Below are 12,108 nucleotides of genomic sequence, written 5' to 3'. Positions count from 1 at the left end.
CATCGCGCTTCAGTATCACCATAGCCTCCTGTTGGTTTATCTGATGGTGTTCGCGCAAGGCGCGCTCGGCTACGGCCTCACCGCGGTGATGGGCGCGATTCGGCTTTGCGCTGTGCTTCGCAGCCCTCATCGCGCTTCAGTATCACCATAGCCTCCTGTTGGTTTATCTGATGGTGTTCGCGCAAGGCGCGCTCGGCTACGGCCTCACCGCGGTGATGGGCGCGATCGTGCTGGAGATCTTTCAAGGCAAGCATTACGGCGCGATCTTCGGCTCGATCATGTTCTCGGCCATGATGGGCGGCGCCGCAGGGCCTTGGGTCACCGGGCTGCTGCACGATCTGACCGGGACTTACGATCTCGCCTTCTCGGTCTGCATTGCGGTCAGCGCCTTGTCTGCGCTTGCGATCTGGCGCGCGTCGCCGGGCAAGGTGCGCGCGGTGGCGGGAAAAGCGCATCCCGATGCGGGAGAGTTGAGCGCGGTCGCAACGTCCGACCGCTAGGGTCAGGACCCATTAATTCCGATAGCATCGAATGACGGCGATGAGCCCAAACTGCATCCGAAATGTGATTAGCTAATGTCCGCTCTGGCCGAACGCTTCAAGCCAAATGACCCGCTCCGAGTTTGCACCGGTTTGTAAACCGATTTTTGGGTTGCCGAAGACAGTCGCTAGAATCCCTTTTTGCTGCGCGAACTAATTGCCAATTTCTCAACCAGTTCATCAGTGATAGGCTTACTCGCCGAGAACGTAATTCCGGTCTTGGTTGCCTTGAGTTTCAAAGAAGCGATCCCGTCTGCATGGGCAGCAATTGCAGCCGGGTCAATATATAGACCGCATTGTTTACTGAAGGCAGCATAGCCCGCGATAATCGTTCCTTCGATCTGAAATCCGGGCATATCGTACTTCATGACTTCTTCGGCGTCTGGTAGTGCCCGCGATAGCTGCGCACGCAGTTGACCCAACATGGCGCGAAACCGCTCCGGTGCAGCGGCTATGTAGGCGTCATGGTTATCCTTCTTCGTCATGCTGACAGTATGCCTTTGGGCATGTCCAAAGACAACAAATGGTGCGTTAGAGCTCTTGATGCAGCTGTGTGTGTCGGCGCTCCTAAGACGAACCGCAAAACGCGTGACGTTTAGGTCACGCTTTCGAAAACTTTGTGCACACGTGCACCATGGTCACCAAAAACAGGCCGACACCCGGCCTCGTCTGCTCTAGGCTGCATCGACTGCTTGACGCATCGGGAGAATCCGCATGCTTTGGGATCGGCGGCCTTGTTCACGGAGAATCGCGGCGGCATTTGCCACGCTAAGCGTGGTGGCGCTGGCTCCTTGCGTGGCCCGCGCCGATGCCGGCGGGGTCGGCTTCTGGCTCCCCGGCGGCATGGGTAGTCTCTCCGCCGTGCCGGGAACGCCAGGCTGGAGCATCACGAGCCTCTATTTGCACCTCGATGCCAAGGCGGGCAGCGGCAAGGAGCTGCAGAACAATGCCTCTGTTGTGACCGGCCTGCATGCCCGCGCCGACGCTATCGCGTTTCTCCCGGCCTATACGTTGGAAACGCCGGTGCTCGGCGGCCAATTGACGGTTGGGGTTGCCGGCGTGCCCGGCAATCTCGGCCTCAACATCGGCTCCACGCTGACCGGACCGCGCGGCAATCAGGTCTCTGGCAATGCCAGCGACAATCGAACCACATTCGCCGACGTCTATTATCTTGCCACGCTGAAGTGGAACCAGGGCGTCAACAATTTCATGTGGTACATGCTCGGTAATATCCCGAGCGGCACCTACGATTCCACGCGGCTCGCCAACCTCAGCATCGGCTACACCGCCATCGATAGCGGCTTCGGCTACACCTATTTGGATCCAAAGTCCGGCCACGAACTCTCCGCGGTCGCGGGCTTCACCTACAACGGCGAGAACGACGCCCTGCAATATCGCAACGGCATCGACTTCCACTTTGACTGGGCGGCCTCGCAATTCATCAGCAAGACCGTGCACGTCGGCCTCGCCGGATATGTCTATCAGCAGGTCACCGGCGACAGCGGCGCGGGCGCCAGGCTCGGCGATTTCAGGGGCCACTCTGTCGGCATCGGCCCGCAGATCGGCATCTTCTTTCCCGCATGGGAAGGTTACACTGGCTATCTTAACGTCCGCGGTTATTGGGACGTCGCCACCGAGAACCGGCCGACGACCCAAACCGCCTTGGTAACGCTGAGCTTTGCACCATCAGCGAAGGAAAAGCCCGCGACACCACCGCGCGGCCCGAGATATGTGAAGTAGCGCGCGTTGCGCGTGCGTGAATTCACGTTCCAGTGCGCGCATCGCCGAGACAATATGCGCCGTCACATTTCATCGACATAATCGAACCCGTAAAGGCATCATCTGCCGAACATCCCGCCTTTGCACACGGGAGGCTGGCGATGTGATGGCGTGAACGTGACTTCACGAGCCAGATTATACGAATTGATTGCACGCGCTGAATTGTGAACAGCAAGTCAAAACGAATTTTCGTATGACGAAATAGAACTGCCCCTACCAAAATCGTTTTTTTTTTCAACAGGAGGCCTTGATGGATCGCCGGACATTTATCGCTGCTGCCGCTGCCGCGTCCACCCTTCCCTTGCTGAGCCGCGCCGCCAATGCGCAGGCACCGCTGAAGACCAAGAATGTCGTGTTCGTGCACGGGCTGTTTGCGGATGGCTCCTGCTGGGCGAAAGTCATTTCCCGCCTGCAGGCGAAAGGCGTCAACTGCACCAGCGTGCAGAACCCTCTCACCTCGCTCAAAGAGGCGTGCGACGCGGCGCGGCGCGCGATTGCGCTGCAGCCCGGCCCGACAGTGCTGGTCGGCCACTCGTTCTCGGGCATGATCGTCTCGGAGGTGGGCGTGGACCCCAAGATCACCGCGCTGGTCTATATCGCCGCGCGGGCGCCCGACGCCGGCGAGGACTACACGGCGCTGGCAAAGACCTATCCGACGCCGCCGGCCTCGGCGGGCGTCACCTTCACCGATGATTGGGGCCAATTGTCGGAAGAGGCTTTCCTGCGCGACTTTGCGGGCGATCTGCCGAAGGACGAAGCCCGCGTGCTCTACGCCACGCAGCAGCCGTTCAAGAAATCGCTGACGAGTGACAAGACGACGAATGCGGCCTGGCGCAACAAGCCGAGCTTCTATGCGGTGTCGACCCAAGACCGCACGATCAACCCAGACCTCGAACGTTTCATGGCCAAGCGCATGAACGCGAAGACGATCGAAGTCGAGGCCAGTCACCTCGCGCTGATCTCGCAACCCGATGCGATCACGAATTTGATCGTGCAAGCGCTCGCCGTCTAAGGCGAGCGTCTAACCGACAAGCGCCTCCCTCTCATCGATCACGCCTGACGATGCGCGATAGCTATTGACTCTTATATTTCCATTTAGCTATATAGCCATATGGCTATTAAAGAGCGACATCCCGAGCGGCTGAACACGATGTTCCACGCGCTCAGCGATCCGACGCGGCGGGCAATGCTTGCCCGCCTGATGACGGGCGAGGTGAATGTCTCGCAGCTCGCGGAGCCGTTTCAGCTCAGCCAGCCGACGATCTCGAAACATCTCAGAGTTCTTGAAGACGCCGGACTTATCGAAGGCGGGCGCGACGCCCAGCGCCGCCCGCGCAGACTTGCCCCCCTCGCCATGAAGGAGATTGCCAATTGGATCGAACCGTTCCGCCAACAATGGGAGAACAGGCTGAACAACCTGGATTCCCATCTCGCGAAGATAAAAAAGCAGAGGCAGGAGAGGTAATATGCGTACGCTTCACTCGGCCACCACGAATACAGATTTCGACGTCGATACAAGCACGCACACCATCACGCTGAAGCGTGTGTTCGACGCGCCTGCTGCGGACATCTTCGAGGCGTGGACGCAAGCAGAACATGTGAGCTGCTGGTGGGACGCTGCGGGCGACCCTCTGGTCGTGTGTGAGATCGATTTGCGGGTGGGCGGCGCGTTCAAGTTCGCAACCAAGAGCCACACCGATATGCCGTTCGCCGGCATCTATCGCGAACTATCCCCGCCCCACCGCATCGTGTTTGAAGCGATGGGCGCGACCGGCCGTGTCCTGCTGCAGGAATCCTGCGGCAAGACGCATATGACCGTAGAGATCGAATGCCGCTCCGCCGAACAGCTCGAACAGTATCTCAAAATGGGGATTGCGGCGGGGACGTCGAAGACGCTCGACAATCTGGTGGCCTATGCGCACGGCGACCTCAGCGCGTAGATCGCGTGCAAGAGGCTGATGCGGCACGCATACCGCATCATCATTGATGAATCTTGATGACGCACTCGTGCTGATCGCGCCAGCCTGAACGCGACGAGCAGCCTCCCCTCACGGATGCAGCTTGTCGAGCTCCGGCAGCAGGATCACGCTTTCCTGCTCGTTCGGGTCGGTGCGCGAGATGATCGCGACGACGTCCTCGGTCTTGCTCGGGTTATACGGCAGATGCGGCACGTTGGCCGGGATATAAAAGAAATCACCTGGCTTGACGATGGCATGATGCTCCAACCGGTCGCCGTACCACACCTCGGATACGCCTTTCAGCGCGTAGATCGCGGTCTCGTGGTCGGCATGCTTGTGCGCCTTCGCGCGTGCCCCCGGCCCGATGGTCACGATCTGCATGTGAATGCCCTTCGCGCCGACGGTCTCCGCCGAAATGCCGACGTTGTAGATCAACCCCTGCTTGCCTTCGAACGCAGCGCCGGCACGCACGAGCCGGCACTCGGGCTTCCCTGAAACCGGCTTCCTCGCGGTCGATTTTTCCGAAACGGACTTTTCCAAGACAGACATCTGATGCTCCTCATCCGGTGCCGTAAGACACACCGGCAGCATGGTGTTCGTTGATGCACATCATATAGTGAGTCTGACAGGTCGCGGCATGGGCAGACGATCACTTCGTTGAGACTTGCGCCCGGAGACGGGAACCGGATGAAGCGGCGCTCACCACGCCTTCGCGCTTTAAGAAAAGGTCGAGAACGTCCCGCCGTCGCGAGCGCTGTTACGATGTAGGGTCATCCGCAAGCGATATGACGCTTTAGTGGGGCTGCGTCGAAGCCATCTCCACCGCGTGCGCCTCGATATCATCAAGGTGAATTTCCTCCGCCCGCTCCTTGCGCTCCTCGGCGCGGAATTCGCTCTCGCGCCGCTCGAACGCCTCCATCTCGCGTTGCACGGATTTCATGAAGCGTTCATGCGCGCCAATGATCTGCGTGTGGTTCATCGTGCCATCCGTCGTCTCTTCTTGTCCGCGTGCAGTGAAGCCCAACACTTTGAAAAAGTTTCGGCACGCCCTGGTTATTCCTTGACTTCACTGGAACATATGCGGAACATATTCGCGCCGCGGTTGCAAGCGATCATCTTGGCGACTGCGGTCGCACGACGCGCCGACAGGGGCGTGCTGCAAGCTTGCAGAATTCCCGGCACGGAAAGCAACGGCGAAGGACTTTTGGCAAGTTGGGGCCTTCGATTGTAAGTACGTTCGACGCGCAAGTACTTTCGACGACTAAGTCCGTAAGACAGGTAAGCAACTGGAATGACTTCGCCTTCGCTCGTTTCCCCTCCCTCCTCCGCCGATGCGCTACTGTTCGATCTCGGCCGCGTCGTGCTCGATATCGATTTCGACAAGGCGCTCGCCTGCTGGTCGGCCTATGCGGGCTGCAAGCCTGCCGATATCGCCGCGCGCTTTGCGCGCGACGAGCATTATCATCAGCACGAGCGCGGGCTGATCGAGGACGCCGCCTATTTCCAGAGCCTGCGCAACTCGCTCGGCATCGCCATCACCGATGACCAGTTTCTTGAGGGCTGGAATGCGATCTTCGCGGGCGAGATGCCCGGCATCGCAGCGTTGCTGACGCGCGCGGCGAAGCACCTGCCGCTCTATGCGTTCTCAAACACCAACCGGCCGCATGTGGCTTATTTCCAGGATGAATATGCCGAGGTGCTGAAACACTTCCGGGAAATCTTCCTGTCGTCCACCATCAATCTGCGCAAGCCCGATGCCGAAGCCTATGACCATGTGGTGCAGGCGATCGGCGTGCCGGCCTCGCGCATCGTGTTCTTCGATGATCTGCCAGAGAACATCGAAGGCGCACGCGCGCGTGGGCTGAACGCGGTTCAGGTGAATTCGTCAGACGACGTGGCGCGAACGCTCGCGGAGCTGGGGATTTAGTCGGTGGTGCGATGACAAGCCCGGACGACAAAGCAGACGCGATATTGGAGCCGACAGCCTTCGGACGCGCGTGGAGCGTGCCTAAACGGTATCTTGAGCGATGGTGGACGACGCTCGATGAATGGCAGCGGATATTGATGTCATGGCTGGAAAGGCCAAAATTCGAGGCAGCCGAAACATTCCCAGAGCACATCGCAAGCTTCCTTCTATGGGCGGCAAGCTTGCCCCTCATCCTTGCAGCGGCGTTTGTTCTCCAGGTGATGCGGCTAATGGGTGTGTTCGTGCTGATCGTGCTTACGCTCTTCGCGATGATCTACATCGTTCCCTTTGTTTTCATTGTCCGAGGCGCGCGCTTTCTTTTTCGACGGGTTGCCGCGCCGGCCCCGCTGGCCGATCCCTCCGGTGACCGATTCATTGCCGCGCCTGACACGCCGCGCGCCGTTTCCTCCGCCGGTTCTGCTGCTAACGAACCGCCGGCGCTTGAACCACCGCGCCCTTAATCCTCGCATGACCCTCGATAGCGGCTGACGCTCCCTGCGATCACTTCTCCGAGAAGAACGGCAAATTTGATTTCAGCGCCGATTAAGGAGGAAGGCCATCCAGTTTGGGAACGTCTTCCAAATGCGCGTCCCACTCAGCCCTGCTTGCGAAGCAGATGTGCGCCTGTGGCCGGATGCCGATCGCGCTATCGAGACTCCCGGCGGGCACAATCAGAAGACCGTTATCCACCTGATCTCTCGGAAGCGCAGACCCGCATTCACTGCAAAAGCATTTTCGATGCCGGCTCGCGGGAACGCGGTAAGTCTTGATGTTGTCGTGCCCCGACAGCCAGGTGATCGTCGCCGTCGATGAAAACAAATTGGCGCCGTGGGCCGATCCCGTATCCTTGCGGCAACGCCCACAATGACAGAGGAAAAAACTCTCGAACGTGCCGGAAATCTGAAATCGAACCGCGCCACACTGACAAGCGCCCATCGTCGTTTGTGTCATAAGTTGACTCATCGTCATTTAAAACAGAATTGCCGCCGCCGTTGCGCCGCGCCTGATTACCGGATGAATGGGTGGACCATTCGCAGGTCTCGCACCGCCTACTCTCACGCATGGCCCGGCTCATGGCTTGCCGCAGCGCCGGCCGTGGTCTGAACATCTCTCAACAGGCTGTCCAACAGGTCGCGCATCGCGACCAGATTGTCGATGGACATCACAATGCGCGCGCGCACCACGCTCTCGATCACCAACTTGCCTTCGTCCACCAACGGCCCCACCCGTGGCCGCGGATGGGTGAACAGCAACGTGGCCCAGGGCCCGCCGAGCTGGATGTTGAACTTGCCCAGACAAATCGTCTCCGCGACGTTGTCGGGATCGGTTGTCGGCAGGTTTGCAAGTTCGACCATCGGAGCGCTCCTGGGTTCCGGTTCGACATGAAACGCTGTCTTGCCCCCTACGGCCTTGCACCCTCTGGAATTTACGCCATCCGCCCTCGAACCACCACAGTACCGCCTGCGACAAACCCGGCAGGACCAGCCGCCTCAAGCGCGGCTACAACCGTCTTTTTCGCCATGGATGGAGACGACCGATGGAAACGAAGAGGTTACGCGCGGCCGCGCCATCGGCAATGCAGGCGGCATCACGCATCAGGCGATGAAGGAGCGCATCTATTCCACCCGAGACGGCTGGACGAAGGACATCGGCGAGAACTGCGCCAGGATGGCCCTCGTCACAGCGAGGCGGCATCCCATGCTGCGCCTCGCCCGCGATATTCTGATCAGCACCCTCGTCGTCGCGATCCTGTTCGCAGCGATCTGACTGCCGTCTTAATATAACCTATATATTCCACAAGAAAGGTTACGATTATGAAGGCGACCCCCTATGAGCCTAACAATGCGCTGTTTTCATCAGCGATATAAAATGTCATAACCTCATAAACCATTATTGACAAGTTACTAATCCCTCGCCATCAAGTTAGAGCAACGATGCTCTCTCACACGTGGCAGGCACCAGCGCTCAGCCACCCGAAGATGGATACACCTGTGCTTTATCGCGGAATGGATCGTGCTGCGCTCAATGCAGCCTACAACAACACAAAAGCGGTCGCGGACGTCCAAACGATTTTTGCAGACTTCCGGTCGCGCGGTGCGCATCTTTACGAAACCGCGCCTTGTGAACGGGATCTCCCTTACGGCGATCAACCCCGCCAGCGGTTCGACTTGTTTCGCGGGCGCGGAGCCAACACACCAACGATGGTCTATATCCATGGCGGATATTGGCAGACGCTGAGCAAAGAAGACTTTGCTTTCGTCGCTGAGGGACCGCTTGAACGCGGGTACAACGTCGTTCTCGCGGAATACACCCTCGCCCCGCAGGCTTCAATGACACAGATTGTCGAAGAGATCGGCCGGCTACTGGATCATCTGGCGGCCAACAGGGACGCGCTCAACATGGGACGCGGTTCTGTCTGTCTGGTGGGGCATTCGGCAGGCGGCCACCTGAGCCTCGTTCATCGTTCGCATCCCTTGCTCGCTCACACGATGGCGATCAGTCCGCTGGTTGACCTCGAGCCCATTGGCCTGTGCTGGTTGAATGCGAACTTGAATCTCAGCCCGAGCGAGATCGACCTGTACAGCCCAGTGCGGCATATCGTTAAAGGCGCACCGACGACGATTGCGGTGGGCGCGGCTGAGCTCCCGGAGCTGGTACGCCATGCGAGCGAATATGCGTCGGCTGCTACCGAGTCGGGGGAAGACGTTGAGTATCTTGCAACCGAGAACCGTAACCACTTCACGGTTCTGGAAGACTTGGCATCCGCGTCAGGCATGCTCACGAAGGTGCTGGCACGTACGTTGTCGCCGTGACTTTCGCTGAGACGACAGGCTTGGGCGTTAAATGAGCACAAGGAATTCTCAACGTCCGGCAGATCGATCGCGACACGTCCAGGTTCGCGGACACCATGACCTTCACACGACAACAGGCGGGCTGCGGCTGCACTGAAGCCCGCCGTTTCCTGTCCACGCTTAGGCTGCGCTCTTCAACACCTTACCAAGAAACGCAATCGCCCTGGCCTGTCGTGCCGGCATTGCGGCGTCCACATGCGTAGCGCCGCGCACGGAGTCGAACTGATGCGGTATGCCGAGTTCGCTCAGGACGCGAGCGAGATATGTCGCACCATCGTGCAGGTTGAACTCGTCCGCATCGCCGCAATCGTAGCGGATGCTCAGGCCTGAACGCTTGATTGAGGCGTGATGGGAGCGCGCGAGACCGTAGACGCTGTTGGATTGATAAGTCGCCTCGTCCGCACCCATGGCGATGTTCAGATCGTTGAGGATCGCAGGCCGGTTGCGCTCGGGGACGCTTGAGGGCGTCTCGCCCGGAAAGATCACCGGACACAGCGCCGCCACCGCGCGATACTTTTCGGGCTGCCGGAACGCAAGCTTCAGCGCGGCATAGCCGCCCAACGAGTAGCCGATGACACCGCGCATGTCGCTCAGCGCGAACTGCTCGGCGAGCAACGCGGGAAACTCCGTCCCCACCAGCGTCTCCCAGTTACGTCCCTCACCACCGTCGATGTAGAAGCCGCCGAGCGTCGGTGTCGAGGCGCAGGCGACGATCGCACGCGGCAGAATCCCGTTGGCCCACGCGAGATCATAGGCGTCCTTCGCCGCCTCAAGTGAAGCCGCCGACGACATGGCGCCATGAAGATGCAGGATCAATGGCAGGCGTTCGCTCTCGCTCCGGTTTGACGGTGCAAGCACGCGATACTCCACGGACGTGCCGTTGGACTTGGCGTCGAACGACGCGGCAATGAGTTGGCTCGTCATGGCAGGGCAACCGGCTTCCCAATACGTCGCGAACGTCGCCGCGGGCCAGCCTTTTAGCGCATGAGTTGCATCAATCAAGATGGACGAACTGTATATTCCTAATCCGCTGTCCGATGCACTCTGATAATGGAATGCGCCTTTGCTTTTCGATAAATGCAATAAGACGGACGCGATTTAGCCGTGGTAAGCTCCATTTGCTTTAGGGAAGCCTGAAATGATGCTAGCGACACTTTCTCTCGTAGCAAAAGCTCTTTTCGCTTTTAGCTTGATACTCTTTTTTATATCTGCATATCAGCAAACCAAACTCATCTGGGAATGGTCCGACGAAAATCCGCAGTTAGATTGGTTGACACGAAACTTCCTATCTACCCAAGTGATTTTTTTTGCATCGTTGTCAGAAAAAGGGCGTCGCCGCCGTCGGATTTTGGCAATGACCACTGTCGGTTTTGTTGTGTTTGGTCTTGCGTCCGTAGTCCTTCAGCGCTTTGCAGATGGAAGGGCATTGTTCGAATAGGTAGCCTCGCCGGGCACGGGGCTCTAGCGAATTAGCCTTTGACAGACTGCGCCCCCAGCTGCCACGTGGATAACTCTCCGATCACGAAACGATGAATGGCCTCCACGGCCCATATCCCCTATCTGCTGGCCGGTCGCTTGTGACGCAGAGGCGGCTCTTGCCGGCCGGGTTCGCGATTCCATAAAGCCCGGCCGGCGAAAATTCTTAAACGTCCTCATCGGCCAACCCTGTCAGCCATTGTTGGAAGCGACGAGCCGCAGCCGATATCCGCGCATTTTCCCGCCCCTTTGCACCCGTTCTCACCAGCAGCGCCCGCGTATCGCCACAAAGGCTTGTGAGGGACTGGCGGCCGGTCTAAACGGCTCACACTTTCCCAGCCGATCAGGAGATCACTTTGTTCGCGCGCTCTTTCGCCTCCATCGCCCTTTTGGCCTGCGCTACCTTTGCTCTTGCTCCCGGGCTGCGTGCCGCGGAGATCGATGATGCGAAGTTGAAGCAGATCGTCGATAACGCAATGAAGCCGATGATCGCGCAATATGATGTGCCCGGCCTCGAGTTTGCGGTGACCGTCAACGGCACGCGGCATTTCTTCGACTATGGCCTCGCGTCGAAAGACCCGCAGCAGCCGGTGACGCGCGACACGCTGTTCGAGCTCGGCTCCATCAGCAAGACGTTCACCGGGACGCTCGCAGCCCAGGCCGTGGAAGAAGAGCGGCTGTTGCTGGACGACCCCGTCACCAAGCATATACCGGACCTGAAAGGCAGCGCGCTCGACAAGGTGACGGTGCTCGATCTCGCCACCCACACCGCGGGCGACTTCCCGCTGCAAATTCCCGATGACGTCACCAACGACAAGCAGCTTATCGCCTATTACCGCGCCTGGAAGCCGCAGCATCCGCGCGGCACGTCGCGCGCCTATGCCAATCCGAGCGTCGGCCTGCTCGGCATGGTCACCGCGAAGGCCATGGGCGCACCTTTCGAGGCGCTGGCGCAGGACCTGTTTCACGATCTCGGATTGAAGCGGACATACGTCACGGTGCCAGCGTCCGAAATGAAATCCTACGCATGGGGCTATCGCGAGGACAAGCCGGTGCGGGTCACTCCGGCGCCGATTTCCGTTGAAGCCTATGGCGTGAAATCCAACGCCGTGGACATGCTGCGCTTCCTCGAGGTCAACATGGGTGTCGGCACCGCGCCCGCACCGATCCTGCGCGCAGTGAACGCCACGCACACCGGCTATTTCACGGCCGGAGAACTGGTGCAGGACCTGATCTGGGAGCAGTATCCTTATCCCGTCGCACTCGACAAGCTAATCGCGGGCAACGCCTACGCCATGCTGAAGCCGCTCCCCGCCACCGCGATCGATCCGCCGATGGCGCCGCGCGCGGACGTGTTGATCAACAAGACCGGCGCCACCAACGGCTTCGGCGCCTATGTGGCGTTCATTCCGCAAAAGAAGATCGGCATCGTGATGCTGGCGAACAAGAACTATGCCAATGAGGCGCGGGTGAAGGCGGCTTATGCCGTGCTGTCAAAGCTGGCGGAGTGAGGCTCGGACCGGTCTGCCCCGCGCGCT

17 protein-coding genes and 1 pseudogene are annotated in these 12,108 nt (G+C 59.4%); 11 read left to right on the top strand and 7 right to left on the bottom strand.

All coding sequences use genetic code 11. The features are described from left to right. Positions 1–101: 101 nt before the first annotated feature. A pseudogene (locus tag ACP0KA_RS19710) lies at positions 102–500 on the top strand (MFS transporter); the annotation flags it as partial. Between the two features lie 167 nt (positions 501–667). On the opposite strand, the gene ACP0KA_RS19705 reads toward ACP0KA_RS19710, so the two are convergent. Further along, a complete protein-coding gene (locus ACP0KA_RS19705; RefSeq protein WP_424630414.1) occupies positions 668–1,024 on the bottom strand; it encodes an iron chaperone in 357 nt (118 codons plus the stop codon). Positions 1,025–1,253: 229 nt separating this feature from the next. Here ACP0KA_RS19705 and ACP0KA_RS19700 point away from each other — a divergent pair, with 229 nt between their 5' ends. From ACP0KA_RS19700 to ACP0KA_RS19685, 4 genes are all read left to right on the top strand, one after another. After that, the gene (locus ACP0KA_RS19700; RefSeq protein WP_424630413.1) at positions 1,254–2,279 is read left to right on the top strand and encodes a SphA family protein; all 1,026 of its coding nucleotides are present in this window, start codon (positions 1,254–1,256) and stop codon (positions 2,277–2,279) included. A gap of 289 nt (positions 2,280–2,568) precedes the next feature. After that, on the top strand, positions 2,569–3,330 hold the full coding sequence (locus ACP0KA_RS19695) for an alpha/beta fold hydrolase (RefSeq protein WP_424630412.1): 762 nt from the start codon (positions 2,569–2,571) through the stop codon (positions 3,328–3,330). A 99-nt stretch (positions 3,331–3,429) separates the two neighbouring features. After that, positions 3,430–3,783, top strand: a complete 354-nt coding sequence (locus ACP0KA_RS19690) for an ArsR/SmtB family transcription factor (RefSeq protein ID WP_424630411.1) — start codon at positions 3,430–3,432, stop codon at positions 3,781–3,783. A 1-nt stretch (position 3,784) separates the two neighbouring features. Next, positions 3,785–4,258, top strand: a complete 474-nt coding sequence (locus ACP0KA_RS19685) for an SRPBCC family protein (protein ID WP_424630410.1) — start codon at positions 3,785–3,787, stop codon at positions 4,256–4,258. Positions 4,259–4,366: 108 nt separating this feature from the next. On the opposite strand, the gene ACP0KA_RS19680 is transcribed toward ACP0KA_RS19685, so the two are convergent. Next, positions 4,367–4,825, bottom strand: coding sequence for a cupin domain-containing protein (locus ACP0KA_RS19680; protein ID WP_424630409.1), 459 nt, complete (start codon positions 4,823–4,825; stop codon positions 4,367–4,369). A 244-nt stretch (positions 4,826–5,069) separates the two neighbouring features. Further along, positions 5,070–5,255 (bottom strand): hypothetical protein, encoded by a 186-nt coding sequence (locus ACP0KA_RS19675; protein ID WP_424630408.1) that lies wholly within the window; start codon positions 5,253–5,255, stop codon positions 5,070–5,072. Positions 5,256–5,567: 312 nt separating this feature from the next. Between ACP0KA_RS19675 and ACP0KA_RS19670 the strand changes: the two genes are divergently transcribed. Beyond that, the gene (locus ACP0KA_RS19670) at positions 5,568–6,203 is read left to right on the top strand and encodes an HAD-IA family hydrolase (RefSeq protein ID WP_424630407.1); all 636 of its coding nucleotides are present in this window, start codon (positions 5,568–5,570) and stop codon (positions 6,201–6,203) included. Positions 6,204–6,214: 11 nt separating this feature from the next. After that, a complete protein-coding gene (locus tag ACP0KA_RS19665) occupies positions 6,215–6,703 on the top strand; it encodes a hypothetical protein (protein ID WP_424630406.1) in 489 nt (162 codons plus the stop codon). 82 nt (positions 6,704–6,785) lie between these two features. Here the strand turns inward: ACP0KA_RS19665 and ACP0KA_RS19660 are convergent, their stop codons facing one another. The 3 genes from ACP0KA_RS19660 to ACP0KA_RS19650 are packed head-to-tail and all read right to left on the bottom strand — an operon-like array spanning position 6,786 to position 7,597. Further along, positions 6,786–7,061, bottom strand: a complete 276-nt coding sequence (locus ACP0KA_RS19660; protein ID WP_424631665.1) for a GFA family protein — start codon at positions 7,059–7,061, stop codon at positions 6,786–6,788. After that, entirely contained in the window at positions 6,961–7,305 is a 345-nt protein-coding gene (locus tag ACP0KA_RS19655; protein ID WP_424631717.1) for a hypothetical protein, read from the bottom strand. The genes ACP0KA_RS19660 and ACP0KA_RS19655 overlap by 101 nt, the downstream gene beginning before the upstream one ends. Continuing rightward, complete coding sequence (locus ACP0KA_RS19650) at positions 7,298–7,597, bottom strand: hypothetical protein (RefSeq protein ID WP_424630405.1); 300 nt, start codon at positions 7,595–7,597, stop codon at positions 7,298–7,300. The genes ACP0KA_RS19655 and ACP0KA_RS19650 overlap by 8 nt, the downstream gene beginning before the upstream one ends. A 40-nt stretch (positions 7,598–7,637) precedes the next feature. On the opposite strand from ACP0KA_RS19650, the gene ACP0KA_RS19645 reads away from it, so the two are divergent. Then, positions 7,638–8,009: a hypothetical protein gene (locus ACP0KA_RS19645; RefSeq protein ID WP_424630404.1), complete on the top strand. Its 372-nt coding sequence runs from the start codon at positions 7,638–7,640 to the stop codon at positions 8,007–8,009. Between the two features lie 167 nt (positions 8,010–8,176). Beyond that, positions 8,177–9,055 (top strand): alpha/beta hydrolase, encoded by an 879-nt coding sequence (locus ACP0KA_RS19640; protein ID WP_424630403.1) that lies wholly within the window; start codon positions 8,177–8,179, stop codon positions 9,053–9,055. A 159-nt stretch (positions 9,056–9,214) separates the two neighbouring features. On the opposite strand, the gene ACP0KA_RS19635 is transcribed toward ACP0KA_RS19640, so the two are convergent. Beyond that, on the bottom strand, positions 9,215–10,018 hold the full coding sequence (locus tag ACP0KA_RS19635; RefSeq protein WP_424630402.1) for an alpha/beta hydrolase-fold protein: 804 nt from the start codon (positions 10,016–10,018) through the stop codon (positions 9,215–9,217). A gap of 214 nt (positions 10,019–10,232) precedes the next feature. Here ACP0KA_RS19635 and ACP0KA_RS19630 point away from each other — a divergent pair, with 214 nt between their 5' ends. Both ACP0KA_RS19630 and ampC read left to right on the top strand, forming a co-directional pair. Further along, entirely contained in the window at positions 10,233–10,532 is a 300-nt protein-coding gene (locus tag ACP0KA_RS19630; protein WP_424630401.1) for a hypothetical protein, read from the top strand. 388 nt (positions 10,533–10,920) lie between these two features. Beyond that, the gene (gene ampC / locus ACP0KA_RS19625) at positions 10,921–12,081 is read left to right on the top strand and encodes a class C beta-lactamase (RefSeq protein ID WP_424631664.1); all 1,161 of its coding nucleotides are present in this window, start codon (positions 10,921–10,923) and stop codon (positions 12,079–12,081) included. Positions 12,082–12,108: the final 27 nt, after the last annotated feature.

Source organism: Bradyrhizobium sp. SYSU BS000235, assembly GCF_049747295.1.
GTDB lineage: Bacteria > Pseudomonadota > Alphaproteobacteria > Rhizobiales > Xanthobacteraceae > Afipia.
This window is presented reverse-complemented; position numbering and strand designations above follow the sequence as displayed.

Excerpts from the sequence above, each read along its gene's own strand:
- ACP0KA_RS19665 (WP_424630406.1), top strand. The coding sequence starts at position 6,215 with ATGACAAGCCCGGACGACAAAGCAGACGCGATATTGGAGCCGACAGCC.
- ACP0KA_RS19700 (WP_424630413.1), top strand. The coding sequence starts at position 1,254 with ATGCTTTGGGATCGGCGGCCTTGTTCACGGAGAATCGCGGCGGCATTT.
- ACP0KA_RS19685 (WP_424630410.1), top strand. The coding sequence starts at position 3,785 with ATGCGTACGCTTCACTCGGCCACCACGAATACAGATTTCGACGTCGAT.
- ACP0KA_RS19705 (WP_424630414.1), bottom strand. The coding sequence starts at position 1,024 with ATGACGAAGAAGGATAACCATGACGCCTACATAGCCGCTGCACCGGAG.
- ACP0KA_RS19670 (WP_424630407.1), top strand. The coding sequence starts at position 5,568 with ATGACTTCGCCTTCGCTCGTTTCCCCTCCCTCCTCCGCCGATGCGCTA.
- ACP0KA_RS19630 (WP_424630401.1), top strand. The coding sequence starts at position 10,233 with ATGATGCTAGCGACACTTTCTCTCGTAGCAAAAGCTCTTTTCGCTTTT.
- ACP0KA_RS19650 (WP_424630405.1), bottom strand. The coding sequence starts at position 7,597 with ATGGTCGAACTTGCAAACCTGCCGACAACCGATCCCGACAACGTCGCG.
- ACP0KA_RS19695 (WP_424630412.1), top strand. The coding sequence starts at position 2,569 with ATGGATCGCCGGACATTTATCGCTGCTGCCGCTGCCGCGTCCACCCTT.
- ACP0KA_RS19690 (WP_424630411.1), top strand. The coding sequence starts at position 3,430 with ATGGCTATTAAAGAGCGACATCCCGAGCGGCTGAACACGATGTTCCAC.
- ACP0KA_RS19655 (WP_424631717.1), bottom strand. The coding sequence starts at position 7,305 with ATGCGTGAGAGTAGGCGGTGCGAGACCTGCGAATGGTCCACCCATTCA.
- ACP0KA_RS19675 (WP_424630408.1), bottom strand. The coding sequence starts at position 5,255 with ATGAACCACACGCAGATCATTGGCGCGCATGAACGCTTCATGAAATCC.
- ACP0KA_RS19640 (WP_424630403.1), top strand. The coding sequence starts at position 8,177 with ATGCTCTCTCACACGTGGCAGGCACCAGCGCTCAGCCACCCGAAGATG.
- ACP0KA_RS19635 (WP_424630402.1), bottom strand. The coding sequence starts at position 10,018 with ATGACGAGCCAACTCATTGCCGCGTCGTTCGACGCCAAGTCCAACGGC.
- ACP0KA_RS19680 (WP_424630409.1), bottom strand. The coding sequence starts at position 4,825 with ATGTCTGTCTTGGAAAAGTCCGTTTCGGAAAAATCGACCGCGAGGAAG.